General features: G+C 66.8%; 22 protein-coding genes. 10 read left to right on the plus strand and 12 right to left on the minus strand.

Annotated features, from left to right (window positions below; translation table 11 throughout):
• From VX037_RS10635 to mca, 3 genes are read right to left on the minus strand one after another with little or no spacing between them, the layout of a single operon-like run.
• Entirely contained in the window at positions 1 to 2,013 is a 2,013-nt protein-coding gene (locus VX037_RS10635) for a thioredoxin domain-containing protein (RefSeq protein ID WP_287014687.1), read from the minus strand.
• A complete protein-coding gene (locus VX037_RS10640) occupies positions 1,988 to 2,314 on the minus strand; it encodes a hypothetical protein (RefSeq protein ID WP_266059895.1) in 327 nt (108 codons plus the stop codon). The genes VX037_RS10635 and VX037_RS10640 overlap by 26 nt, the downstream gene beginning before the upstream one ends.
• 14 nt (positions 2,315 to 2,328) lie before the next feature.
• On the minus strand, positions 2,329 to 3,231 hold the full coding sequence (gene mca, locus VX037_RS10645) for a mycothiol conjugate amidase Mca (protein WP_235723655.1): 903 nt from the start codon (positions 3,229 to 3,231) through the stop codon (positions 2,329 to 2,331).
• Between the two features lie 48 nt (positions 3,232 to 3,279).
• On the opposite strand from mca, the gene VX037_RS10650 reads away from it, so the two are divergent.
• From VX037_RS10650 to VX037_RS10665, 4 genes are all read left to right on the plus strand, one after another.
• The gene (locus tag VX037_RS10650; protein ID WP_235723654.1) at positions 3,280 to 3,750 is read left to right on the plus strand and encodes a DUF4307 domain-containing protein; all 471 of its coding nucleotides are present in this window, start codon (positions 3,280 to 3,282) and stop codon (positions 3,748 to 3,750) included.
• Positions 3,747 to 4,502 carry a queuosine precursor transporter gene (locus VX037_RS10655; RefSeq protein ID WP_235723653.1) on the plus strand — a complete coding sequence of 252 codons (756 nt, stop codon included), beginning with the start codon at positions 3,747 to 3,749 and terminating at the stop codon, positions 4,500 to 4,502. Before VX037_RS10650 ends, VX037_RS10655 begins: the two co-directional genes overlap by 4 nt.
• Before the next feature lie 126 nt (positions 4,503 to 4,628).
• A complete protein-coding gene (greA, locus tag VX037_RS10660; protein WP_160903146.1) occupies positions 4,629 to 5,123 on the plus strand; it encodes a transcription elongation factor GreA in 495 nt (164 codons plus the stop codon).
• Between the two features lie 288 nt (positions 5,124 to 5,411).
• On the plus strand, positions 5,412 to 5,777 hold the full coding sequence (locus VX037_RS10665) for a hypothetical protein (protein ID WP_235723652.1): 366 nt from the start codon (positions 5,412 to 5,414) through the stop codon (positions 5,775 to 5,777).
• On the opposite strand, the gene VX037_RS10670 is transcribed toward VX037_RS10665, so the two are convergent.
• Positions 5,675 to 6,562 carry a phosphatase PAP2 family protein gene (locus VX037_RS10670; RefSeq protein ID WP_235723651.1) on the minus strand — a complete coding sequence of 296 codons (888 nt, stop codon included), beginning with the start codon at positions 6,560 to 6,562 and terminating at the stop codon, positions 5,675 to 5,677. The genes VX037_RS10665 and VX037_RS10670 overlap by 103 nt on opposite strands.
• 88 nt (positions 6,563 to 6,650) lie before the next feature.
• Here VX037_RS10670 and VX037_RS10675 point away from each other — a divergent pair, with 88 nt between their 5' ends.
• From VX037_RS10675 to VX037_RS10685, 3 genes are read left to right on the plus strand one after another with little or no spacing between them, the layout of a single operon-like run.
• Positions 6,651 to 7,937, plus strand: coding sequence for a hypothetical protein (locus tag VX037_RS10675; RefSeq protein ID WP_235723650.1), 1,287 nt, complete (start codon positions 6,651 to 6,653; stop codon positions 7,935 to 7,937).
• A gap of 56 nt (positions 7,938 to 7,993) precedes the next feature.
• A complete protein-coding gene (locus VX037_RS10680; protein WP_235723649.1) occupies positions 7,994 to 8,986 on the plus strand; it encodes an ATP-binding cassette domain-containing protein in 993 nt (330 codons plus the stop codon).
• Positions 8,986 to 9,819, plus strand: coding sequence for an ABC transporter permease (locus VX037_RS10685; RefSeq protein WP_266059628.1), 834 nt, complete (start codon positions 8,986 to 8,988; stop codon positions 9,817 to 9,819). Before VX037_RS10680 ends, VX037_RS10685 begins: the two co-directional genes overlap by 1 nt.
• Positions 9,820 to 9,832: 13 nt before the next feature.
• On the opposite strand, the gene VX037_RS10690 is transcribed toward VX037_RS10685, so the two are convergent.
• Positions 9,833 to 13,114 carry a BTAD domain-containing putative transcriptional regulator gene (locus VX037_RS10690; RefSeq protein WP_328714145.1) on the minus strand — a complete coding sequence of 1,094 codons (3,282 nt, stop codon included), beginning with the start codon at positions 13,112 to 13,114 and terminating at the stop codon, positions 9,833 to 9,835.
• A 103-nt stretch (positions 13,115 to 13,217) separates the two neighbouring features.
• On the opposite strand from VX037_RS10690, the gene VX037_RS10695 reads away from it, so the two are divergent.
• On the plus strand, positions 13,218 to 13,736 hold the full coding sequence (locus VX037_RS10695) for an SRPBCC family protein (protein ID WP_266059897.1): 519 nt from the start codon (positions 13,218 to 13,220) through the stop codon (positions 13,734 to 13,736).
• A gap of 4 nt (positions 13,737 to 13,740) precedes the next feature.
• On the opposite strand, the gene ilvA is transcribed toward VX037_RS10695, so the two are convergent.
• From ilvA to VX037_RS10710, 3 genes are read right to left on the minus strand one after another with little or no spacing between them, the layout of a single operon-like run.
• Positions 13,741 to 14,937 carry a threonine ammonia-lyase gene (gene ilvA / locus VX037_RS10700; protein WP_266059631.1) on the minus strand — a complete coding sequence of 399 codons (1,197 nt, stop codon included), beginning with the start codon at positions 14,935 to 14,937 and terminating at the stop codon, positions 13,741 to 13,743.
• Between the two features lie 16 nt (positions 14,938 to 14,953).
• Entirely contained in the window at positions 14,954 to 16,126 is a 1,173-nt protein-coding gene (locus VX037_RS10705; RefSeq protein ID WP_266059632.1) for a cystathionine gamma-synthase, read from the minus strand.
• A 32-nt stretch (positions 16,127 to 16,158) separates the two neighbouring features.
• On the minus strand, positions 16,159 to 17,553 hold the full coding sequence (locus VX037_RS10710; RefSeq protein WP_266059633.1) for a cystathionine beta-synthase: 1,395 nt from the start codon (positions 17,551 to 17,553) through the stop codon (positions 16,159 to 16,161).
• 123 nt (positions 17,554 to 17,676) lie between these two features.
• Between VX037_RS10710 and VX037_RS10715 the strand changes: the two genes are divergently transcribed.
• Both VX037_RS10715 and VX037_RS10720 read left to right on the plus strand, forming a co-directional pair.
• Positions 17,677 to 18,615, plus strand: a complete 939-nt coding sequence (locus VX037_RS10715; protein ID WP_266059898.1) for an SGNH/GDSL hydrolase family protein — start codon at positions 17,677 to 17,679, stop codon at positions 18,613 to 18,615.
• A gap of 10 nt (positions 18,616 to 18,625) precedes the next feature.
• Positions 18,626 to 19,849: an acetyl-CoA C-acetyltransferase gene (locus VX037_RS10720; protein ID WP_235723642.1), complete on the plus strand. Its 1,224-nt coding sequence runs from the start codon at positions 18,626 to 18,628 to the stop codon at positions 19,847 to 19,849.
• Positions 19,850 to 19,958: 109 nt separating this feature from the next.
• Here VX037_RS10720 and VX037_RS10725 read toward each other — a convergent pair whose 3' ends face one another.
• The 4 genes from VX037_RS10725 to VX037_RS10740 form a co-directional block, all read right to left on the minus strand.
• Entirely contained in the window at positions 19,959 to 21,479 is a 1,521-nt protein-coding gene (locus VX037_RS10725) for an MDR family MFS transporter (RefSeq protein ID WP_372475000.1), read from the minus strand.
• A gap of 240 nt (positions 21,480 to 21,719) precedes the next feature.
• On the minus strand, positions 21,720 to 22,577 hold the full coding sequence (locus tag VX037_RS10730; RefSeq protein ID WP_266059634.1) for a Bax inhibitor-1/YccA family protein: 858 nt from the start codon (positions 22,575 to 22,577) through the stop codon (positions 21,720 to 21,722).
• Between the two features lie 130 nt (positions 22,578 to 22,707).
• On the minus strand, positions 22,708 to 23,394 hold the full coding sequence (locus VX037_RS10735; RefSeq protein WP_235723639.1) for a TetR/AcrR family transcriptional regulator: 687 nt from the start codon (positions 23,392 to 23,394) through the stop codon (positions 22,708 to 22,710).
• Entirely contained in the window at positions 23,348 to 25,651 is a 2,304-nt protein-coding gene (locus tag VX037_RS10740; protein WP_328714147.1) for an MMPL family transporter, read from the minus strand. The genes VX037_RS10735 and VX037_RS10740 overlap by 47 nt, the downstream gene beginning before the upstream one ends.
• Between the last annotated feature and the right edge of the window lie 129 nt (positions 25,652 to 25,780).

The following is a 25,780-nucleotide window of genomic DNA, read 5'->3' on the forward strand; positions in this document are numbered from 1 at the left end:
TCAGAGCTTGGCGGCCAGGGCATCTCGGTCGGTGACCGGGAGGTCACACACCGTTCCGCGGCAGACATATGCGGCGTCAGCACCATTGACCGGACCACGGCCATCCAGCAGCGGTATCGAATCCCGTTTTCCCGCTACCACGATGGCCCCACCCGGCGCGGCGATGCGTGCGGCCGCGGCGAGCTCGCCGGAACTGTCATCGGACTGGGCCACCGCGATCTGCAGCGGACCCTGCAGCCGGGCGACCGCGGTGGCCAGCCAATGCCCTGCCGATCGGGGCACCTTCGCCAACAGCACGGTCGAGCGCGCGAGTGTCTGATCGAGCAGTTCGGCATAGCGACTGGCCGGACCGAACTTCGCGAGCGCAGAAGCAGCCAGCAACGCCTCGGCGATGAGGGAGGCGCCTGCCGGAGTCGCACCATCGACGGGATCGCGCGGACGGGCGACCAGGTCATGGCCTGCCGCGTCGTACCAGGCACCCGGTTCGGCAACGTCGGCGAACAGTTCGATCGCCGCATCGAGAACCGCCAAACCCTCGTCACGCCAGGTTGTCTGACCGGTGACCTGATGCAAGGTCAGCAGAGCGGTGACGAGCGCCGCGTGATCGTCGAGAGCCGCCACCGGTGCGCCGACATGCCCGTCGAGAGAGGAGCGCCGCAGGGTGCCGTCGACGAGGTGGGTGTCGAGCAGCGCCCGCGCACACCAGGCGCCGAGGTCGATCCAGTCCGCGCGGCCGAACGTGGCCCCCGCCTCGGCGAGCGCCGTGACGGCCATCGCATTCCATGCGGTGACGACCTTGTCGTCGCGGGCCGGTTGCGGCCGCTGCGCACGCGCGGCCAACAGCCGGGCCCGCACCGACGCGAGCCGGTCGAGATCGTCGACGTCATCGGGCAACCGCAGCGTCGACGTCCCGTGTTCGAACGTTCCCGTCTCGGTGACGCCGAAAACCTCTGCCGCCCAGAGTCCGTCGTCGGCGCCGAGCACGTCGGCGAGCTGCTGCGGGGACCACACGTAGGTGGAGCCCTCCACCCCGTCGGCATCGGCGTCCAGCGAAGAGGCGAAGCCACCGCCCACCGCGAGATCGCGACGGAGGAACTCGATGGTCTCTTCGGTGACCCGCCGCGCGAGTACGTCGCCGGTCCGACGCGCGAGGTGGGCGTAGACCCGGATGAGTTGCGCGTTGTCGTACAGCATCTTCTCGAAATGCGGCACCACCCAGTCATTGTCGACCGAATAGCGAGCAAATCCGCCGGCGAGTTGATCGTAGATACCGCCGCGCGCCATCGCCGCACACGTCCGGCCGACCGCATCCACAGCGGCGCGATCGCCGTCACGTTCCGAAGCGCGCAGCAGTCCCTCGAGCAACGCCGACGGGGGGAACTTCGGGGCCCCACCGAATCCACCGGCCGCGCGATCCTCGTCGTCGAGCGTGGTCGCGACGACATGGTCGACCAGGCGATCGTCGACATCCAGATCGGCGACGGGTAAGGCGGCACTGTTGGCGTGCAGATGATCGCGAACCTTGCGTCCCATCTCGGCGATCTCGTCGCGACGCTGGACCCAGGCCTCGCTGACCGCACTCATTATCTGCGGGAAGGACGGCATGCCGCCGCGCGCGGTCGACGGGAAGTAGGTGCCGCAATAGAACGGCTCACCGCTCGGCGTGAGGAAGCACGTCATCGGCCAGCCGCCTTGGCCGGTCATCGCCACCGTCGCGTTCATGTAGATCGCGTCGATGTCGGGCCGTTCCTCCCGGTCGACCTTGATGCAGACGAAATCGGAGTTCATCTGCGCGGCAATGACGTCGTCCTCGAACGACTCATGCGCCATCACGTGACACCAATGGCACGCGGCGTAACCGACCGACAGCAGGATCGGCACATCGCGTCGTGCCGCCTCCGCCAGCGCATCGTCGCCCCACTCCTGCCAGGCGACCGGGTTGTCGGCGTGCTGGCGCAGGTACGGACTGGTCGAACTGCCGAGCAGGTTAGGTGTCGGCTTTCCTTCGCTCATCGGCCTGCACCCCATCTGTTGTGTCCGGCCGACGCCCGGTTCTGCCGGCGCCCTCGCTCCCGGCGCCCTCGTCCGGATCCACGGAGTCAGTGCCGTCGTCGAACGCCTGATCCGGTTCCGGGTGGTCGGCATCGAACTTCTTGGGCAATTTCTTGAGCTGCGTGTTCATCGACCTGATCAGGAAGGCCGTGGCCACCAGCAGAACGATGATGACCAACAATCCGAGCGGCGAGGCCTTGCCGAACTCGGGTCCCTCGGGTTCCTGGGCCGCCAGCAACTGGACACCGGCGGTCAACGTCATCGGGTCCAGGACGCTCACGGCTCCTCGATTCCGGCGAACAGGTCGGTCTCCGGGATCGACGTCTTCACCCGCGTCCGCGCCAGCTCGAACTCCTCGGTGGGCCACAGCCGCTGCTGCCATTCCAGCGGAACGGCGAAGAACACCCCGTTCGGATCGATCTGGGTCGCGTGGGCACGTAGGGCATCGTCACGCTGCGGGAAGTACTTGGCGCACTCCACCTGCGTGGTCACCCGACCCATCAGGTCGCCGCGACTCGGGTCGCGCTCCCACCGCTCGAGCCATTCTTTGAACGGGCTCTCTTGGCCGTGGCGTTCGAACTCGTCGGAGAACAAGACCATGCGGTCTTTGATGAAACCGTGCGTGTAGTAGAGCTTCGAGACGGTCCACGGTTCTCCGGCATCCGGGTAGGCGTCGGGATCGCCGGCGCGCTCGTAGGCCGCGACCGAGACCTCATGATCGCGGATGTGATCGGGATGCGGATAGCCGCCGTGCTCGTCATAGGTGATCATTACGTGCGGCCGGAACTCTCGCACCGCGCGGACGAGCGCCTCGATCGGCTCCTCGATGTCGATGTCGGCGAATGAACCCGCCGGCACCGGCGGCAGTGGGTCACCCTCGGGCAGGCCGGAATCGACAAAGCCCAGCCAGGTCTGTGCCACGCCGAGCGCGGCTGCCGCGTTCGCCATCTCCTCCTGGCGGACCTCGCTCATCCGTTCCTTGACGCCCGGGCGATCCATCGCCGGGTTCAAGATGTCGCCGCGCTCACCGCCGGTGAGGGTGACGACGAGCACCTCATGTCCCTCCGCCGCGTACTTGGCGGACGTGGCGGCACCCTTGCTCGATTCGTCGTCCGGGTGCGCATGCACCGCCATCAGACGCAGACCGGCGTGGGGTCCACCTGTGTGAGATTCGGTCACGCTTCCTCACCTTCGGATCGTTACTCCTCCCATGGTAGGTATTGACGCGTGAACAGTTCAGACGGGGGCACCGGCACAGGTGACGCCGAGCCCCCTCGTAGTGGGCCGCGCGCCACCTATCCGGCAGCGCAGTCGGCACGGAGTCGGCGGAACTGGTTCATCGCACTTTCGGTGCTGGTGGTGGCCGCCGGCGTCGGCCTCGCGATCCTCGGCTACTCGCGGTTCGCCACGCCCGACGTGTCCGGTGAGGCCACCGGATACGACCTCATCGACGAGTCCACGGTCGCGGTCCAGTTCACGGTGACCCGCGCCGATCCGGGAAGTCCCGTGGCGTGCGTGGTGCGTGGTCGCTCGATCGATGGTGACGAGACCGGTCGCCGCGAGATCCTGATCCCGGGTGGGACGCAGACTCAGGTCGGGATGCGAACCGAGGTCACCACCTCCAAACCACCGGTCATCGGCGAGGTATTCGGTTGCACCGCGGATGTACCCGCCTACCTCACGGATTCGACACCGTGACGCAGAAGCTCCGCGACCGGGCGGTGTTCGCCACCCTGTCGAGCCCGTACTACGCCTACCTGCTGGCGATGTTCGTCGGCGTGATGCTGATCAGCAACATCACCGGCACCAAGGGCGTCATTCTCTTCGACGACTGGCTGCATGTCTCGCTCGGCCCCATCCAGATGGACGGTCTGGTCACCGACGGCGCGTTCTATCTGTTCCCACTGGCGTATGTGCTCGGCGACGTCATCAGCGAGGTCTACGGTTTCCGCGCGATGCGCCGGGCCATCCTGGCCGGCTTCGTGGTGCTGGCCATCGCCTCACTCTGCTTCTGGTTGACCATCGAACTGCCCGCCGCCGAGTTCTACGAGGGGCAGGAAGCGTTCCGGACGGTGGCCGGAGTGGTACCCCAGTTCCTGCTCGCCGGCCTCGCGGGCTATCTCGCCGGGGAATTCCTCAATTCGTTCGTGCTGGTCAAGATGAAGGAACGGGCAGGTGAACGCCATCTGTGGGCACGTCTACTCGGTTCCACGGTGGTCGGTGAGTTCGCCGACACGCTGGTGTTCTGTTCGATCGCGGCCACCGCGCTGGGCATCTCCACCTGGGGCGATTTCATCAACTACACCATCGTCGGATTCGTCTGGAAGACGTTGGTGGAGATCATCATCATGCCGCTGACCTATCTCGTCGTGGGGTGGTTGAAGAAGCGCGAACCGAGCTATCAGCAAGCGCTGAACGAGGCACGTTCGCAAACTTCGGATGTGCTTTAGCTCTCAACGACTGGTATCCTCGGTAAATACACGGCTCCGCGAGGGGTCGTGTTGCTGCATTTAGAGCAGTCCATATGCCCAGGTCAAAAATGTGCTGAGGGCGCGGACAACACAAAGGAGTAACCGATGACCGACACACAGGTGACGTGGCTGACCCAGGAGTCGCATGACCGCCTCAAGGGCGAGCTGGATTCCTTGATCGCCAACCGACCGGTCATTGCTGCCGAGATCAACGAGCGTCGCGAAGAAGGCGATCTCAAGGAGAACGGTGGATACCACGCGGCCCGTGAAGAGCAGGGCCAGCAGGAAGCACGTATCCGCCAGCTCCAGGAACTGCTGAACAACGCCAAAGTCGGCGAGGCACCGACCCAGTCGGGCGTCGCGCTGCCGGGTTCGGTGGTCAAGGTCTACTACGACGGTGACGAGAGCGACACCGAGACCTTCCTGATCGCCACCCGCGAGGAGAGCGCCAAGGACGGCTCCATCGAGACCTACTCGCCGAGCTCCCCGCTGGGCGCTGCACTGATCGACGCCAAGGTCGGCGAGACACGCGAGTACACGGTACCCAGCGGCGCCGTCGTCAAGGTGACGCTGCTCAGCGCCGAGCCATACCACAGCTGACCGGGCGCAGTACCGGTCCACACCACGGCGGCCGGTGTCGAGACGATGTCTCGGCACCGGCCGCTGTGGTGTGTGTCCGGCGAGAGCTGCGCCCTCCCCGATGCGCCGCCAGTTATAGACCAGAATTCGAACCATGCGGTGTTGATTTCCGGTTGCGTCCCATGGACCGGAAACCTAGCCCCATCCACCAGCGTCGCCGCGACGTCATCCACAGGCCACCGAGGCATCCACAGCCACCTCACAGCAACGGCAGAGTTGGTCTCCAACCTGCGGCATCATCCTTGGACCATGAGAAAGAACACACGCAGTCCCGATGTAGCACTGGTGGTCGTCGACGACGATCCGGCCGTCCTCGACCACGCTCGAGCCCTCTTCGCCCACGACATCCCCTTCGGCGTGGTCGGCAGTCAGTACTCTGCCGTCGTCCCGTTCATGCTCGGCAACAACGGACATACGGTGGCCCTCGTCGCCGACGTCGATGACCCCGACCAACTCGCCGGGGCGATCATGACCACCGAACGCCGACTCGGGCCGGTGCGCGCGGTGATCCGCTACGCCTCTGACCTGCCGGCCGGGATGGATGGGGCCGACGGGGCGTTCGGGGCCGGCGCGTCCGACGACGCCGGCCTGCGCAGTACGGCGCCCGCCGCCTGACGCCAGGGCGCGTAGACGATCACCATCGCCACCGCGATCACCGCCGCCACCGCGACGATGTCGAGGATGTAGTGGTTCGCGGTTCCCACCACGACGAAGAAAGTGGTGAACGGATACACGGCGCCGAGCACCCGCACCCAGGGCCGTCGTGCATAGAGCACGATCATCAGACCCGCCCAGATGGCCCACCCGCAATGCAGTGACGGCATGGCCGCGAATTGATTGGTCATCGACTCGGGCCCCGGCGAACCCGATGTCTCCCACCAGCCCCAGGTCGCCGTCTGCGCCATCACATCGTGGTACCCGTCGTACATGCGCGGCGGCGCGGTCGGGATGAGATAGAACCCGGCCAACGCGATCAGGGTGGTCAACGCGAGCACAAGCGACGCCCGCCGATAGCCCGGCCGGTTGGTCCAATAGAGCCACACCGCCACGCCGATGGTCACCCACCAATGCAGCGTGTGATAGTGCAGCGCACTGAGATCGGCGATCCAGCGATTCGCGTTGACCCAGTGGTTCACCGGCTGCTCGATACCGATGAACAGGCGCTTCTCGAGGTCCTCGATGGCCGTTCCGTTGGCGAAGGCAGGCGCGGAATCCTTGCCGCCGAGGTTCCGCACGAACGAGTACGTCTGATAGATCACCCAGATGAGGGCGATCTCGAGCCACCAGCGAGGCTGCGACAGGTATCCCCGAACCCTGGTCAGCGTCGGATTCAGGCGAAACCACAGGCCGGCCGGTGCCGACCGCTCAGTGGTGACGTCCTCCTGCGCCGTTGCGGTCATGGCCTCCCCATCGGTGAACGTTCGACCAACAGCGGTTGTTGCTAGGTACAACTAAGTGGTACCCCAGAGTAAACCCTGGGGGATTCACGTGGCGGACGACATCCGGCCGGACCGGGCCGAAACAATCGAATCGGTGGCCGACGGACGTCACCGGCCCCGATGCGGCGAGTTCCTGCGACGAACCGCCCGACACCGCCCCGAAGCACTGGCCTATCTCGCCTTCGGGGTGACCGCCTACATACTGTTCCGGGTCTCCGGGCTGGACAGCCACATCACCTGGGCGCATTCGGCCGCGATCGGCTACGGCACCGCTGCGGGACTCTCGATGATGCCCGCCTCGATGCGGGTACCCCGGGTACGACTGGCGCGTGTTGCCGCGGTCACCGGAGCCGTCCTGGTGCCCTTCGTCACACTGTTGACCGGTCATCATCAGATGCAGGACGAGATCGCCGTGGTCTCCCGCTCGGGAAACCTGCTTCTCACCCACGGCATCCCGTACGTCCACGACGCGACCTCGGTGACCGACGTCAACCCCTACCTGCCGGTGATGGCCGTGTTCGGCCTGCCCGCAGCAGTGTTGACCCGGAGCGGGCTGGATCCACAGAGCGCATGGCAGATCGTCGGCGACCCGAGGATCTGGTGTGCCGCCATCGCCATCGCGGGCATCTGGGGATCGATCCGCCTTCTCCGGGTCGACTCGCGAAGCGCGAGCCACGTCGCCGTGCTGCTGATCGCGTCGCCCACCATCGCACTGGAGATGTGTGCGAGCGGCGTGGATCTGCCGCTGGCAGGCCTGCTGCTGTTCGGGCTGGCTGCGGTGGCCACCCGACGCCCACGCATGGGCGCCATCGCCATCGCAGCCGCCGTCGCCATCAAATGGGTGGCGCTGCTGAGCGTGCCGATCGTCATCGCCCTGCTGGTGACTCGCTTTCCGCGCGCGGTGACCCTCAGATTCGCCGGATGGTTCGCGACGGCGACCGCGGTGTTCGGACTGCCGGCCTTCCTGTCGGTGTCCGACACGATCGCCCAGGTCCTCGAATTCCCGACCGGTCGCGGCCCCATCCCGACACCGGCACACAGCCCCATGCCCGGGGTCCTGTTGGCCTCCTTCGGCTCCGCCGGACGCAACGCCGACATGATCCTGCTCGTGGCCTGCGCGATCATCTTGGCGGTCTGTGTGCTGAGGCGTCCGCCGCGCTCGTTCTCCTCGGCTGCCACCTTCACCGCAGCCGGGTTCACCTGCTTCTTCCTCCTCGCACCGGTGGGTCGGTTCGGCTACCTGTTGGTCCCGATGATGTTGTTCGGCGTGGCCTTCATCGCCCAGCGCAGCGCGGCTTCCCGACAGCTCACGACAGCAGGCGTCACCATGCCGTGACCGGCGTGCAAGCCGACGCAAGTCGCACGACAGAGCCGGCGGGCACTCTCGTCGGCATGACAACCTCGACCTCGACCGGCCTGGCGATCGACGCCCGCGGACTGGTCAAACATTTCGGAGCAACCCGCGCCGTCAACGGAGTGGATCTGGCGGTACCCACCGGCTCGGTGTACGGCGTGCTCGGGCCCAACGGGGCCGGCAAGACGACCACGGTCAGCATGCTCGCCACCTTGCTGCGCCCCGACGCCGGCTCGGCGAAGGTCTTCGGCTACGACGTCGTCGACGACGCCGTCGCCGTCCGTTCCCTGGTCGGTGTCACCGGCCAGTACGCGTCGGTCGACGAAGATCTCACCGCCGCGCAGAATCTCGTCCTCTTCGCCCGCCTGCTGGGCTTCGCACGCCCCGCCGCGCGCGCTCGCGCCGACGAGCTGCTCGAAGAGTTCTCCCTGACCGAAGCCGCGAATCGGCCACTGAAGAACTTCTCCGGAGGCATGCGCCGCCGACTCGATCTCGCGGCGAGTCTGATCGACACTCCCCCACTGCTGTTCCTCGACGAGCCGACCACCGGACTAGATCCGCGCACCCGCGCCCAGATGTGGTCCACCATCCGCAACCTGGTCAGCCAGGGGTCGACCGTGCTGCTGACCACCCAGTACCTCGACGAAGCCGACCAGCTCGCAGACCGCATCGCAGTGATCGACCATGGAGTGGTGATCGCCGACGGCACCGCCGACGAACTCAAGCGATCAGTGGGCGCCAACACTCTGCAACTCGTTCCGAGTGACCGCGCAGACGCGGCTTCCGCCTGCGAGATCGTGGCATCGGTGCTCGGCGAGACGCCCATCCTCAGCCCCGAGGCCGCGCGCATATCGGCGGGCCTGACCCGATCCGACCTCGTCCCCGATGTGCTGATCGCGCTGCGCGAGCGCGGCATCGACATCGACGAGATCACCGTGCAGAAGCCCAGTCTCGACGAGGTCTTTCTCACCATCACCGGCAAACCCGCCGATGACGCGGAGTCCGCCGCAAAACGCAAGGAGGTCGCCTGATGACCACCACCATCGAATCCGGGACGTCCCCGGCGATCACCACCACATCCGCTCGGCCGCAGGCGAAGACATCGGTGTCACTGGCCGAGACGATCCGCCAGTCGTTGTCCATGGCCTACCGCGGGGTGCTCAAGATCCGGCACAACCCGGAGCAACTCTTCGACGTCACCATCCAGCCCATCATCTTCACGCTGATGTTCACCTACATCTTCGGCGGGGCCATCAGCGGTGACGTGGCCTCCTACCTGCCGGTCATCATCCCGGGCATCATGGTGCAGACGGTGGTGATGACCTCGATCGTGACCGGAACCCAGCTTCGCGAAGACATGGACAAGGGCGTCTTCGACCGCTTCCGCTCATTGCCGATCGCGCGTATCAGTCCGCTCGCGGGCGCGCTGGGTGCCGACGTGATCCGCTACCTGATCGCCAGTGTGCTCACCATCATCATGGGCGTCATCATGGGCTGGCGCCCCGACTTCTGGGGTGTGGTGGCCTCCGCGGTTCTGGTGATGATCTGCAGCTTCGCCGTCTCGTGGATCTTCGCCCTGATGGGCTGCCTGATGAGCAAGGCGTCTGCGGTGCAGGGCATCTCGATGCTGATCATGTTTCCGTTGACGTTCATGTCGAATGCCTTCGTGCCGGTGGGCACCATGCCCGGCTGGCTGCAGGGCTTCGTGAAGGTGAATCCGGTCAGCCACCTTGTCACCGCGGTCCGGGAACTGACCGCGGACGGCCACGTGGGCATCCATGTGGTGTGGGCGCTGCTCGGTGCGGCGGTGATCACCCTGGTGTTCGCCCCGCTCGCGGTCCGCGCCTACATGCGCAACACCTGACCCGAATCCCCGATCACCGACGGTGCGGCGCCAGGATGGAACGGACCTCGTCCACCGCCTGGCGCCGCGATAGTGTCCGACCCCGGGCCACGAGCGCCTGCCACTCCCCGGAGGTCCGGCCCGAGATCACATCCATCGTCGAGTACACCTGGTACAGAGACGGATAGTCCTGGCGCGCACCGAGTCTCATCGCCAATGCGAGTAGCCATGCCCCGTGCGGGACCGCGCGACCGGTCGCACACAGCAGATACCCGGCAGCCATCGCGGTCACGCCGGCGTGTGGTTGATCCTGCCATCCCGCAGCGCCGAACATCTGGTTGATGCCGTCGCCGAGGAGTTCCACGAACTCCTCGGCGGATGCGGCATCTCCGGCCCGGACCATACCGACCACCGCGGTGCCCAACAGCAGCACCATCCCCGGATCCTGCGCACCCAGCGGATGATTGGTTTTGATGAGCAATGCTGCTCTGCAATAGATTTCACCGGCAACCTGGTGGTCGCCACGGGCAAAGGCGAGTTCCGCGTAGCCGAGCATCATCGCCCCGATCACCTCGGGATTGCCCTGCGGGTCCGGGTGCTCGGGCCGCCATCCGTCACCTGCGATCTCGAGCTCGCGCTCGGCCTCGTCCGTGCGCCCGAGCGCGACGAGGGTGGCCACGAGGTAGCACCGGATCTGCATCTCCTCGTCGCGGGCGCCGAGGCGCGCGAGATCGGCGATCCCGTCCCGGTAGTAGCCGATGGCCCGGTCCCAGCCGCCGCGTTGTCCGTAGAGACTGGCGATGGTCACCTGCGTCATCCCCGACATCCACGAGTTGTGATGTTCACGACCGATGACGAGCAGCGAGAGTCCGTCGGACAGCGCCTGATCGAGGTTGCCGAAGTTCTCCCGGACATTCATCCGGATCGACAGCGCCGCGGTACGCACCTGATCATTGCTCGCCCGCGCGGCACGGGAGACGAACCGCATGGCTTGGAGCGGGTGACGCGCCAATGCGCACGCCGAGAGCAGTTCGGTCGGCTCGTCATGGATCCGGTCGGGCCGGTGCAGGCGACGAATGTAGTAGCGGCCGGTGGCCACCGAGCGGTACTCGCGCCGCAGCAGCAGATGAGCCATCGACGCGAGCACCGTGAACTGCCAACGCCGCCGCATCGAGTCACTCAGGTCGACCGACGGTGTCGGTAGTACCGCGAGGATGCGCGGACCCCACGACATGACCTCACCGTGCAGGCCGCGGACCATCCAGAATCCGCTGAGAACCGGGAAGACCGACACGACGGTGTCGATCGCCTCCCGATCTCGCGTCGCCGACGCCGCGGTGGCAGACCGGCGCAACACCCATACGAGGTTCTCGACATCGGGTGCGACCCAACGCAACAGCCGGTCGTCGACCGCGTCCCGTGTCCGCGCTTCGGCCGCGTCGGCGAACTGGCGCGCCCACCGCGCCATCGCCCTGTCGACGACCTCGGATTCGTCGGTATCCGCGCACCTGCCGAGTTGTTCCTCGCCGAATTCCCGCACCATCTCCAGCATTCGGTAGCGAATCTGCCCATCGGACTCGGTCACGTTCAGCAAGGACTGATTGACCAGGGCCTCCAGCGTGTCGTCGAGCGCGACTCCCGATCGTCCGACGACGACCCCGGCGGCCTCAGCGGTGAAACCGGCCGGAAATCGGCAGAGTCGGCGCATTGCCGTCTGCGCGTCGGGATCAAGTAGTTCCCAACTCCATTCGATGACGGCGTAGAGGGTGCGGTGGCGATCGGGGGCGGTGCGGTCGGTGCCGCGCAGCAGCGCGAATCGTTCGCCGAGCCGGCGCGATATCTCGGCGACCGTCATCGTCCGGATCCGCGCGGCTGCGAGCTCGATCGCCAGCGGCAGTCCGTCGAGATGCCGGCACAGATGCGCGATCTCGTCGGCAGGGAGCTGTGCATCGGGTCGGATGGCGCGCGCACGCCGCCGGCACAACTCGACCGCCGAACCGCTGATCCCGACATCGAGGACCGGCAGCTGATAGATCTGTTCGGCCGCCAGCAACAACGGCGACCGACTCGTCGTCAGGATCGACAGCTGCGGTTCGGCGGCCAGCAGGTCGGCGACGACGCGCGCACACTTGCCCACGACCTGTTCGCAGTTGTCCAGGATGATGACCGCACGCTGACTGCGCACCGCGTCGACGAGCCGATCGGCGAGGTCGCCCACCGTCACCCGCGGTCGAGCACCACTGCCGATCTCGGTCTCGCCGACGCCCAACGATGCAGCAATGGCGGCCACCACGTCGTCGTCGTTGCGGACCGGGGCCAGCGGAACGTAGAAGACCGGCCGCCCGGTGTCGGCGAGGTCGGCGCCGACCCGGTGCGCGACCCTGGTCTTACCGACACCTCCCGGCCCCTGCACGGTCACGAGCCGGTGCTGACCTAACAAATCGACGATCTCGCGGATGTCACCGTCCCGGCCGATGAGGTCGGATGCGTCCACCATCAGCCCCACGGTGTGCCCGCGCCGCGGAGCAGACGGGCTCCGCGGCACCGGTGCCGCGGCGTCGCCGGAGCGTTGGTCGGTCGCCAGCAGGTCTGTGTTGAGTGCGATCGCCTGCGGTCCCGGATCGACTCCGAGGTGCTGCGACAGCGTCCGTCGCAGTCGGGTGAATACCGCCAGGGCTTCGGCCACCCGACCCTGCCCGGCCAACGCCCGCATCAGATCCACATGCGCCGTCTCGTCCAATGGGTCAGCGCGACAACGCGAGTCGGCGATCTCGCGGGCCACCGCAAAGTCGCCCTCGGCCAGTGCACGCGCCACGCGTCGCTGGTCGAGCGACGACCGCAATCCGTCCGCGCGACGCCGGATCTCGGCGGTGAGACCTGATCCCGCATCATCGCCGAGATCGTCGCCGGGCACGCCTCGCCACCACCTGGCGACCGCATGCAACGCCGCGCTGTCCGGGTCGTCGAGCAGATCGGCGACGATGTCACAGTCGGTTCGGCAGTCGACGAGGCGATACCCGTTGACCCCACCCTGCAGGCGGCCGATGCCGAGTAGCGGTCGCAGCCGCGAGATCTGGGTGTGCAGCGCCGACATCGGAGACCGGGGCGCCGCATCTGTCCACACATCGTCGATGAGCCGTTCCGCCGATCGTGTTCGACCGTCCGCGAGCGCAAGCGACGCCAGCAGACGGCGGGCGCGCACACCTGCCACCGTCACCAATGTGTCAGGATCGCGAGCTCCGACGCCCACGGCCACCGGGCCCAGCAAGCCGATCACGGTGACCGCGTCGGGGGCCGGCGCCTCGGAGTCAGACACCCAGCCAGATTAGCGCCCGGTCGGATCGGTGCCACATCTCGTTGACCGGCGCAAGGACCGAGCGGCCACGGTGAGCCGAGGTGACCGTGTATGAATGAAGGCCATGGCGCGCAGTTACCCACTCGAGTCCATCGACCTCGACTTCTTCGACAACGCCCCGGTCACCTACCGCATCGACGTGCATCTTCCGGTCAGTCCCCGGCGAGCCTGGGTCGAACTGACGCGACAGCACACCCTGGATTGGTGTCGGGCGATCAAGTCGATCGAGTTCGTCTCACCCCCGCCCTACGGTGTCGGCACCAAACGCAAGGCAGCGCTGGGGCCCGGATTCGCCGGGTTGAACGAGCACTTCTTTGTCTGGGACGAGAACGCCGACACCGGCGAGTACCGCAACGCCTTCTACGCCGAGAATGCCTCCACCCCGGGCCTCAAGCGCTTCGGCGAGCTCACCGAGATCTCCCCCGCCGAGGTGGGCTGCCGGCTCGTGTGGTCGTTCGCGCTGGAGCTGTCGACGTCGGCGAAGGCGGTCACGGCCTTCTCCGGTCCGACCGCGGCCACGGTGTTTAAGACCGTCGAGACCGACACGATCCGACACTTCTCGACGCTGTCACCACAGGTCTGAGGCGTCACTCCCGCAAAAAACCGGCGTCGGCCAATGCGCGTCGCACCTCGCGCTGATGCTCGGGGCCGCGGGTTTCCACGCTGACCGTCACCTGCACCTCGTCGAGGTACAGGTCGTCGGCGACCCGAGAGTGCACCACGTCGACGACGCTGGCGCCACGGTCACGGAGCAGTTCGAGCAGGGCGATCAGACCGCCGGGCCGGTCGGAGACCGTCGCGGTGACCGTGAGAAATCGTCCGGCCGCGGTCAGTCCGTGGGTGGTCACATGGCTGAGGAGTAGTGGATCGATGTTGCCGCCCGAGACGACCACACACACCTTGCCCGACAGGTCGAGGGTCCCGGCCGCCAGTGCGGCGACGCCCGCGGCGCCGGCCGGTTCCACCACGAGTTTGGCGCGCTCGAGCATCAGCAGCAGTGCGGTGCTGAGCGATTCCTCGCTGACGGTGACGATGGAGTCGACCAGTTGGGTGATGTGCTCGAACGGCACGTCGCCCGGTCGGGCCACCGCGATGCCGTCGGCCATGGTGTTCATCGCCGCCAACGCCAGTGGGTGGCCGGCGGCCAGCGACTGCGGCCATGCCGCCGCCTGCGCCGCCTGCACGCCGATGACGGTGGTCTCGGGGCGTCGCGCCTTGACCGCCGAGGCGATCCCCGCGAGCAGCCCGCCCCCTCCGGTCGGCACGACGATGGCGTCCACGTCGGGCATCTGCTGCAAAATCTCGGCTCCGACGGTGGACTGACCGGCCACGATGTCACGGTGATCGAAGGGGTGGATCAAAATCGCACCGGTCTCGTCGGCGTACCGGCGGGCCGACTCGAGTGCCTCGTCGACGGTGGAACCCTCGAGGATGACCTCGGCTCCGTAGGCCTTGGTCGCGGCGATTTTCGGCAGCGCGGCACCGGTCGGCATGTAGACGCGCGCACGGATACCGAGTTCGGCGGCCGACCAGGCCACCCCCTGTGCGTGATTGCCGGCGCTGGCCGCGACGACGCCGCGGGCGCGTTCCTCCGCCGACAATCGGGAGATCCTCAAGTAGGCCCCGCGTGGTTTGAACGACCCGGTGCGCTGGAGGTTCTCGCACTTGAGCCAGACGTCGCAGCCGATCCGTTCGGACAGCACCCGCGAGGCGACCAGCGGCGTGCGTCGCATCACCGTGGACAGCGCGCGCACCGCGTCGTCGACGTCGGCACCGGTCAACATGGCCGCGGCCCTCGCCTCACCCCAGCGCGTTCTCGAGGTCGCCGAGCAGGTCGGCGATGTCCTCGATACCGACCGACAGCCGCACCAGGTCGGCAGGCACCTCCAACAGCGAACCCGCGGTCGACGCATGCGTCATCGCTCCCGGGTGCTCGATGAGTGATTCGATCCCACCCAGCGACTCGGCCAACGTGAAGACCTCGGTGCGGGCGCAGAACTCCTGGGCGGCAGCCTGTCCGTCCTTGAGCCGTACGGAGACCATGCCGCCGAATCGACGCATCTGCTTGCCGGCCACCGTGTGTCCCGAATGTGTCGGGATTCCCGGATAGAGCACACTGTCGATCTTCGGGTGCGACGACAGGAAATCGACCACCTTCTCGGCGTTGTCGCAGTGGCGATCCATGCGCACCGCGAGGGTTTTGATGCCGCGCATGGTGAGGTATGCGTCGAACGGTCCGGGCACCGCGCCGGCACCGTTCTGCAGGAACGCCACCGCCTCGTCGAGTTCCTCGCTGTTGGTGACCAGCGCACCGCCGACGACGTCGGAGTGACCACCCAGATACTTGGTGGTCGAATGCAGCACCACGTCGGCGCCCAGCGTGATCGGTTGCTGCAGATATGGCGAGGCGAAGGTGTTGTCAACCACCAACTGCGCCCCGGCCTCGTGGGCGACCCCGGCGAGCGCCTCGATGTCACCCACGTTCAGCAGCGGATTGGTGGGGGTCTCGATCCACACCAGCTTGGTGGCCGGCGTGATCGCCGCGCGCACCGCATCCACATCGGAGACCGGCGCCGCCGAGTAGGTGATACCCCACTGGCTGAACACCTTGTCGATGAGTCGGAAGGTGCCGCCGTAGGCGTCGTTCGGGATGACCAGGTGATCACCGGGCCGCAGGGTCGCGCGCAACAACGCATCGGTGGCGGCCATGCCGCTGGCGAAACCACGCCCGTAGGTGCCACGTTCGAGAGCGGCGATGTTGGCCTCGAGCACCCGCCGAGTGGGATTGCCGGTTCGGGCGTACTCGAATCCATCACGGAGCCCGCCGACCCCGTCCTGGGCGAACGTGGAACTGGCGTAGATCGGGACGTTGACTGCCCCGGTCTGCGGGTCCGGGTCGTACCCGGCGTGGATGGCCTGGGTGGAGAACCCCTGCCAGCGAGACGAATCCGCAGCGCTGCGCTGTTCACTCACTTCGATGCTCCTCGGGTCGGGTGATGGCCGGCTCAGCCGACGGTCGGATGGCTGCTGACGAAGGCCAGCAGATCGTGCCGGGTGATGACGCCGATCGGTTTGCCCTCTTCTACCACCATCAGCGCATCGCACTCCGACAACGCCTTGGTGGCCGCCGACAACGGCTCACCCGAGCCGATCAGTGGGAACGGGTCGCCCATGTGCTCGGAGACGGCATCGGCCAGATTGGCGCGACCCTCGAACACCGCACTGAGCAGGTCGCGTTCGGTGACGGCGCCGGCCACCTCACCGGCCATCACCGGCGGCTCGGCGCCGACGACCGGCATCTGGGAGACGCCGTACTCACGCAGGATCTCGATGGCATCGCGCAGGGTCTCCTGCGGATGGGTGTGCACCAGATCGGGCAACGCGCCCGTCTTCCCGCGCAGTACGTCACCCACGAGGGATTCCTTGGCCTTGCTGTCGAGCGGGGTACGCAGGAAGCCGTAGCTGCTCATCCACTCGTCGTTGAAGATCTTGCCGAGATAGCCGCGTCCCCCGTCGGGCAACAGCACCACGACGACCGCGTCGGGACCCTCCCGCTCGGCGACCTGGAGCGCCGCCACCACGGCCATTCCGCAGGAGCCACCGACCAAGAGACCTTCCTCGCGTGCGAGGCGTCGGGTCATGTCGAACGAGTCGGCGTCGGAGACCGCGATGATCTCGTCGGGCACTGTCGGGTCATAGGCGCTCGGCCAGAAGTCCTCACCGACACCTTCGACCAGGTAAGGCCGGCCGGTGCCACCGGAGTACACCGAACCCTCCGGATCCACGCCGACCACCTGCACCGACCCGTCGGATACCTCTTTGAGGTAGCGGCCGGTGCCGGTGATGGTGCCGCCCGTGCCCACACCAGCGACGAAGTGGGTCACTGTGCCCTCGGTGTCGGCCCAGATCTCCGGGCCGGTGGTCTCGTAGTGACTCTGCGGTCCCGCGGGGTTCGAGTACTGGTCGGGCTTCCAGGCACCATCGATCTCGCGGACGAGCCGGTCGGAAACCGAGTAGTAACTGTCGGGATGCTCCGGCGGCACCGCCGTCGGGCACACCACCACCTCCGCGCCGTAGGCCCGCAAGACGTTGCGCTTGTCTTCACCCACCTTGTCGGGGCACACGAAGACGCACTTGTAGCCACGCTGCTGAGCCACCAGCGCCAAACCCACACCGGTGTTGCCGGAAGTGGGCTCGACGATGGTGCCACCGGGCTTGAGCGCCCCGGACTTCTCTGCCGCATCCACCATCCGCACCGCGATCCGGTCCTTGCTGCTGCCGCCCGGATTGAGGTATTCGAGTTTGGCCGCAACCAGTCCCGAACCGGGTTTGGTCACCGAGTTGAGTTTGACCAGCGGGGTGTCGCCCACCAGATCCACGACGTGATCAGCGATACGCATGTGTCCATGGTCCCAGAGGCATGGGAACGACTCGAACTCGGACTAAGCTGGCTGCCGTGTCGCGCAGGTGTCATCGGTCTCTTCTCCGGTCAACTCACCGGTTCGCCCGCAAGTCAGGTCAGCATGGACAGCAACCGAATCCTGCGTGACGTGGGCGCCACGGTGGCGGCGACCGCGGCCAGCGCCGGCGCCTCGTGGGCGGCCTACAACTATCTCAACGGTCAAGCGGCCGAAGCTCGTACGGTGATCCCCCATCGCACCGACGACGCCCCCAACGGCGACGGGATCTACTGGCCCGACGGCACCGGACCCCACCGCTACACGCGCGACGCCGCGGTCGATCTGTTCCTCGCTGTCTTCGGGGATTCCACCGCGGCGGGCCTGGGCGCCGACATCGCCGACGAAACGCCGGGGGTGCAGGTGGCGCGGCGGGTCGCCGCGGAGACCGGCAAAACCGTCCGGTACGCGAACAAAGCCATCGTGGGCGCCACGTCCAAGGGGTTGGCGGCGCAGATCGACGCGATGTTCATCACCGGCGAGCGTCCGGATCTCGCGGTCATCCTGGTCGGGGCCAACGATGTCACCGCCCGCAACGGCATCCGTACCTCGGCACGGCGCCTCGGCGAGGCAGTCGCTCTGCTGGTGGCGCAGGAGGCGGAGGTCGTGGTGGGCACGTGTCCCGATCTGGGCGTCATCACTGCTATCCCACAACCGTTGCGCACCGTCTTGCGCCGTTGGGGACTCTCGCTTGCCGCAGCCCAACGGGGTGCGGTGCGAGCGGCAGGCGGACGTGCGGTGCCGATGGCCGATCTACTCGCCAGTGAGTTCCTGGCCAAACCCGAGCACCTGTTCTCGCCTGATCAGTACCACCCGTCGGCGGCCGGATACGCGCTGGCCGCCGACATCCTGCTGCCCGAGGTCCTTGCGGCCATCGATGAGTGGGGCCCCACACCGTTGCCGCAACCCCCCGAGGTGTCCGAGGCCGTGGAGCAGCGTCGGATCATCACCCGGGTGCGCCACCTGCTCGGCCGGACTCACGACCGCGTAACGGCCGGGGAGTAACGTAACGCACATGCCTGAAGCAGTCATCGTCGCCCATGCCCGCTCCCCGATCGGTCGCGCCGGAAAGGGATCCCTCAAAGACGTCCGCCCGGATGAATTGTCCCGGCAGATGGTCGCCGCGGCCCTGGCCAAGGTGCCCGAACTCGATCCGCGCGACATCGAGGACATCCATTGGGGAATCGGACAGCCCGGCGGCCAGGGCGGCTACAACATCGCGCGCGTGATCGCGGTCGAGCTCGGCTACGACCACATCCCCGGGGTCTCGGTGAACCGCTACTGCTCTTCGTCGTTGCAGACCACCCGGATGGCGCTGCACGCCATCAAGGCGGGCGAAGCCGACGTGTTGATCTCCGGTGGCGTCGAGAGCGTCTCGAGCTTCGGAATCTCCGGTGGCGCCGACGGCGCACCGAACTCCAAGAACCCGGTGTTCGACGAGGCCATGGCCCGCACCGAGAAGTCCGCCGAGGGTGGTGCCGGAACCTGGCACGACCCGCGCCAAGACGACCTGATCCCCGACGTGTACATCGCGATGGGTCAGACAGCGGAGAACGTCGCGAGTTTCACCGGCATCTCCCGCGAAGATCAGGATCGCTGGGGTGTGCAGAGCCAGAACCGCGCCGAAGAGGCCATCAAGGCCGGATTCTTCGAGCGTGAGATCGACCCGGTCACGCTGCCCGACGGCACGAGCGTGACCACCGACGACGGCCCGCGCGCGGGCACCACCTACGAGAAGGTCAGCCAGCTCAAGCCGGTGTTCCGTCCGGACGGCACCATCACCGCGGGCAATGCCTGCCCGCTCAACGACGGGGCTGCCGCGCTGGTCATCATGAGCGACACCAAGGCAAAGGAGCTGGGGCTGACGCCGCTGGCGCGGGTCGTGGCGACCGCCGCGACCGGCCTGTCGCCGGAGATCATGGGCCTCGGCCCGATCGAGGCGATCCGCAAGGTGCTGCGCATCTCCGGGATGTCGATCTCCGACATCGACCTCGTGGAGATCAACGAGGCCTTTGCGGTGCAGGTGCTCGGGTCGGCGAACGAACTCGGCATCGACCACGACAAGCTGAACGTGTCCGGCGGCGCCATCGCTCTGGGTCACCCGTTCGGGATGACCGGCGCACGTATCACCACCACCCTGCTCAACAACCTGCAGACCCACGACAAGACCTTCGGAATCGAGTCGATGTGTGTGGGTGGCGGTCAGGGCATGGCGATGGTGCTCGAGCGGCTCAGCTGAGCGAGCGGTTACAAGCCCACCGCTGACGGTTTTTACCCCAGAAGTGGCCGAGCCCTCCACGCGTTTGTGGAGGGCTCGGTCATACCCGGGGGGAGAGAGAAACCGCGGGTCAGCGGTCGACGGCCACCGATTCGGGTAGATCGGCGGTCGCGTGGGATTCCGGCTCGTCCACCGCGTGCGGCTTCCGCACGAAACAAACGATCGCGATCAGTACGAAGCTGAGCACCCCGGCGACCGTGAACACGCGCTGCACACCGTGGCTGATCGCTTCGGCCTCGACGATTCCGGCATCCTGATCCGCGGTGGCCACCACCGTCATCACCGTGATGAACAAGGCGGTGCCCGCTGCGCCGGCAACCTGCTGAAAGGTGCCCAGGACGGCAGAGCCGTGTGAATACAACCGCGGCTCGACCGACCCGAGCCCCAGCGTCATCAACGGCGTGAACGTGGCGGCGAGCCCGAGGCACAGCAGCGCGTTGGCACTCATCAACAGCCACGGCGATGTCGACGGGTTCACGCCGACGAGCAACCACACACCCGCGCTCACCGTCATGGTGCCGGGGATCGCCAGCACGCGTGGACCCTTCGCGTCGTAGATGCGCCCGACCAATGGTCCGGCCAAGCCCATGATCAGGCCGCCCGGCAGCGTCAGCAGCCCGGTGGTCAGCGGGTCCAGACCCAGCACCGTCTGCGCGAAGTACGGGACGACGATGAAGGTGCCCAGCATCGTGGCCATCGCGACCACCATCGCGCCCATGGCCAACGAGAACTGTGCGGAACCGAAGACGCGCAGATCCAGCAAAGCGCGATCGCTGCGCTGCAGCACCAGCTGCCGGGTGAGGAACGCGGTCAGCGCCACGACGCCGACGGTGAACGGAATCCACACCGGCACGGCGGCATCGGCCTCGGCCGACTCACCGACCCCGGCCAGGCCGTAGACGAGACCACCGAAACCGAACACGGCCAACGGGATCGACAGGTAGTCGATGGGCGCGGCCACCCGCTCCCCGACCGGGCGGACCAACACCGCCCCGACGATCAACGCGAGCACTGCGATCGGCGCGACGAAACCGAAGATCCACCGCCAACCGAAATGATCCAGGATGAAGCCCGACACCGTCGGCCCCAGCGCCGGCGCCACCGCGATGACCACGGAGATGTTGCCCATCATCACGCCACGCCGATGTTCGGGCACCACGGTCATGACGGTGGTCATCAACAGCGGCAGCATGATCGCGGTACCCACCGCCTGAATGACCCTGGCCACCAGCAGGATCTCGAAACCCGGGGCGAGACCGGCCACCACCGTCCCGATGCTGAACGCAGACATCGCGACGATGAACAGGGTGCGCGCTCCCACGCGCTGGATGAGGAACCCGGTCAGCGGGATGACCACCGCCATGGTCAGCATGAACGCCGTCGTCAGCCACTGACCCACGCTGGGCGGGACGTCGAGGTCGCGCTGCAGCACCGGGATGGCGATGGTCATGACGGTCTCGTTGAGGATGACCACGAATGTCGCGACCAGCAGAACAGTGATCAGCAACAGGTCGGGTCGGGAGAGCGCGTCGGCGCGACGTGTGGGTAGAGGGTGAGCAGCAGTCACCGATGAGGTCCTTTCGTGCGGCATGAAGTGTTGACCGATGTGGCCGGCGCGATTCATCGCCGACCGGTGACTGCTCAGCACATGAGAGCGAACGCTACCAAGACCACACGATGTGATGCGAGAACATTTTGCGTGCCTCGGGTCGCCGGGCTGACCTCGGTGGTGGCGCGCGACCCGCTGTTTCCCATACGGCCGCCGAGCCGGACACGCAGCCGGGCCCCGCACCAACAGTGCGGGGCCCGGCTGTGCAGGGTCTGGTCGGACCTACTCGGAGTTGAAGTAGCTCAGCAGACGCAGGATCTCGACGTAGAGCCAGACCAAGGTGACCGTCAGGCCGAGTGCGACGCCCCAGGCGGCGCGCTCCGGTGCGCCGGCCCGGATCAGCCGGTCAGCGGCGTCGAAGTCGAGCAGGAAGCTGAAGGCCGCCAGGGCGATGCACACCAGCGAGAAGATGATCGCCAGCGGGCCGCCGTCACGCAGGCCGAACCCCTCGCCGCCGTTGAAGAAGCCGATCACGAGGTTGCCCAGCATCAGGACGATGACGCCGATCATGCCCGCGAAGAGCATGCGGGTGAAGCGCGGGGTGACGCGGATGGCGCCGACCTTGTACACCAGCAGCATCCCGAAGAACACACCGAACGTGCCGAGCACGGCCTGCCCGATCAGTGCTCCGGCCGACGTGTCACCGGACACCATCCAATTCGCGAACACAAACGAGATGGAACCGACGAACAGACCCTCGAGCAGTGCGTAACCGAGCACGATCGCCGGGTTGTCCTGCTTCCGGCCGAAGGTCGCGACGAGGACCAGGGCGAGGCCGCCGAGCGCGCCGACGAGCATCAGCGGCGTGGCGAGCGCTTCGTTGGAGTTCACCAGGAAGTACGAGACGATCGCGGAGATCGTCAGCACCCCCAGAGTCATTGCGGTCTTGGTGACCACATCGTCGATGGTCAGCTGGCGGCTGACCGACGGCGCCTGCTGCGTGTACGGGTCGGCTTGCTGCCCGTACTGATTCCACATGGCACCCTGACCGGCGGCGGCCGTCCCGGCGCCGAACCCGGCGGGGCCGGTCTGGTTATCGCGGACCACGCCGCGCATAACCGGGTTGCTGCTCTCTCGCACCTACGTGCTCCTTCGTGCTCGATTGGTCTGTGGTGACGTCTGCAGTGACAACGTGTACAGCTGCCGTCAGGTTCCGACTTTACCTTCTCTTGACCCGGACCGTCTCTTGCTGCTCCCCGCGGGCGCCCGGTCAGGGCTGCACACGCCGCAACGCACCCAACCAGCTGCGCGCTTCGTCGCACCGGAGGTCCAGGCCGAGCATGCCCAGGGTGGTCCGCCCCAGACACACCGAGCGCAGCAACGTCTCGGCCAGGCGGAGATCGGGGCCCCAGGACAGCTCTGGTTTTGCCAACATCAGCGACGCGACACCGTGCGCCGCGGCCCACAGCTCGAGCACCACCTCGCCGACGTCGGATTCCGGAAAGAAGCCCTCGTCAGCGAGCTCACCGACCGTCGCCGCGATGCGGGTGAAAGCCGACGCGGAGAGCACCTCGTCGACCTTCGACAACCCGGGCTCCGACTGCCGGAACGCAATCCGGTAGAGCACCGGGGTCGACATCGCGAACCGCACGTACGCCATGCCCAGTTGCAGTGCGCGTTCGAGCGGATCATCGAGCCCAGCGGCGACCGCTGCGAACTCGCCGTCGAGTTGCTCGAAGTAGCGGGCACACACCGCGTCGAGCAACGCGTCCTTGTCGGCGAAATGCAGATAGATCGACGGCGGTGTCACACCGACGCGCGAGGCAACGGCGCGGATCGACACCGCTGCGTCATCCCCATGCTCGACCAGCAACTCGGTTGCCGAGGAGATGATCTCCTCGGCGAGCAGTTCACCCGATCCGCGGGGTGATCTGCTCCTCTTCGGAATGCTCTGCACTGTGCTCCTGTGTCGATGGTCGGCGTGCGACCGGCGCGTCCGGTCCGGGTCCCTCCGACAACCCGATCCTGTCGTGCAGCTGTCGTAGCGGCCCCGGTGCCCACCAGTTCGCCCGGCCGGCCAGCCGCATGAACGCCGGCACCAACAGCATCCGGATGATGGTGGCATCCATGAGGACCGCGAGAGTCAGTCCCACCCCGAACATACGCATGAACGACACCTCGGATGCCGCGATCCCGGCGAACACGATGCTCATCAGTAGCGCCGCCGCGGTGACCACCCGGCCCGTGCGGGCCAGTCCCACCGCCACGGCGTGATCGCTGTCGGCCCGTGTGCGCTGCGAGGCGAGCCACTCCTCACGGATGCGCCCGAGCAGGAACACCTCGTAGTCCATCGACAGGCCGAAGGCGATACAGAACATCAGGACCGGCATCGTCGCGACCAGATAGCCGGTCGCCGTGGTACCCAGGCCGGCGGCATGTCCGTCCTGGAAGAACCAGACCATCGCACCGAACGTCGCCGAGAGCGACAAGATGTTGAGCACCAGCGCCTTCAGCGGCAGCACGACGCTGCCGGTGAACAGGAACAACAGCACGAATGTGGCCACCGCGATAGAGCCGAGCACCCATGGCAGATGCGCGTAGATCGAGTCGACCGTGTCGGCGTTCGTCGCAGCGAGGCCGGTGAACAGCACCTCCACGCCATCCGGTGACTCGACGGCCCGCAACGCGTCGAGCTGATCTCGTCCGTCTTCACGCATCGGTTCGGCGCTCGACGCCACCGAGACGATCGACACGTCACCGCGCTGGTCGCCGGTCGAGCCCGGCCCCACGGCCTGTCCGTCGACGAAAGTGCCTGTCGGGGTGGTCACCGAGTCGACGCCGGACACCTGGGACAGCTCACCGGCATACCCAGACAGCGAGTGCGAATCCCCGACACCCGAGGCCACGATCGTCACCGTCGACGACAGATCCTGGGCGAAATCGTCGCGGACCTCCTGCGCGATCACATGCGCCGACGCCGAGGGGGGCAGGACGCGATCGTCAGGGAACCCGAACCGGATACCCAGGAACGGCGCTCCCAGGACGAGCAAGATCGCCGTCACCACGAGCGCGACCGGTAGTGCGTGGCGCAACACGAACTGCACCATCCGATACCAGCGGGTCTGTTCGATCGGCTGCGGTGTCGGTGCCGCGCGGCCGAACAACCGCCGAACCGGTCGCCGCACATCGAGGGCATCCACCCGCGGACCGAGCACCATCAGCAGTGCTGGGGTGAGGATGAGCGCGGCGGCCGCAGCGACCACCACGACACCGACGCCGGCATAGGCGAACGAGCGCAGGAAGTACATCGGGAAGATCGCGAGCGCGACGAGCGCCAGCGCAACGGTCACCGCCGAAAAGGCCACGGTCCGTCCCGCTGTCGCCATCGTCGTCACGATTGCGGCCGGTCGATCGGACCCTCGCGCGACCTCCTCGCGATAACGGGTCACGATGAGCAAGGTGTAGTCGATGGCGAGAGCCAGACCGAGTGCCGTCGTGAGGTTGAGCGCGAAGATCGACACATCGGTGAGTTCGGCGATGACACGCAGCAACGCGAAGGTCCCGACGATGGCGACGATCCCGATGAGCACCGGCAGGGCTGCGGCGACCAGACCGCCGAACACCACGATCAACACCAGGAAGCTGATCGGGATGGCAATCCCCTCGGCTATCGCCAGGTCCCTCGTCGTCTGTTCGTTGACCTGATTGAACACCAGCCCCTGCCCGCCCACGCGAACCGAGATCCCGTCCCGGTCACCGGTGAGCTGCTCTTCGATCTCACTGGCATAGGCGGGGGCGTCCTCTTCCCCGCCGTCCAGCGTGGCGATCACGAGTGCCGACGACGAGTCCTCGCTGACGAGCGCCGGCGCGAGTTCCGGATTACCCCAGACCGACAGGATCGGTTGCTGCACATATTTTTTGGCGGCGAGCTCGGCGACGATGGAGTTGCCCACCTGCTGCGCGTGCGCGTCGGTGGACATGTCCATACCCGGCGGGCCATCGAGTTTCACCACTACCTGCATGCCACCGCGACCGAAAGTGTCATCCAAGTTCTCGTCGGCACGGGCCGAGGCCGACGTCGGATCGCTGTAACCACCGGACAGCAGGTGCTGCGCGGCCGTCGCCCCATACAGCCCGGCCAGCACGAGCAACAGCACCGCCCCGGCGAGCACCGCTCGCGGGGCGCGTAGGACCAGCGCCGTCGTCTTCGCCATATCACTACCCCCCGGAGCGTTTGGTTATCGCCGTTAAGTTATCAGCATTAATCGAATGTGGTCAATCGTTCCATCGGACGAAAAAGCATGTGCGGTATCGATCACGCGGAACTCCCCCGCCTCTCAAGT

The organism is Gordonia sp. Z-3, assembly GCF_036233855.1.
GTDB classification, from domain to species: domain Bacteria; phylum Actinomycetota; class Actinomycetes; order Mycobacteriales; family Mycobacteriaceae; genus Gordonia; species Gordonia tangerina.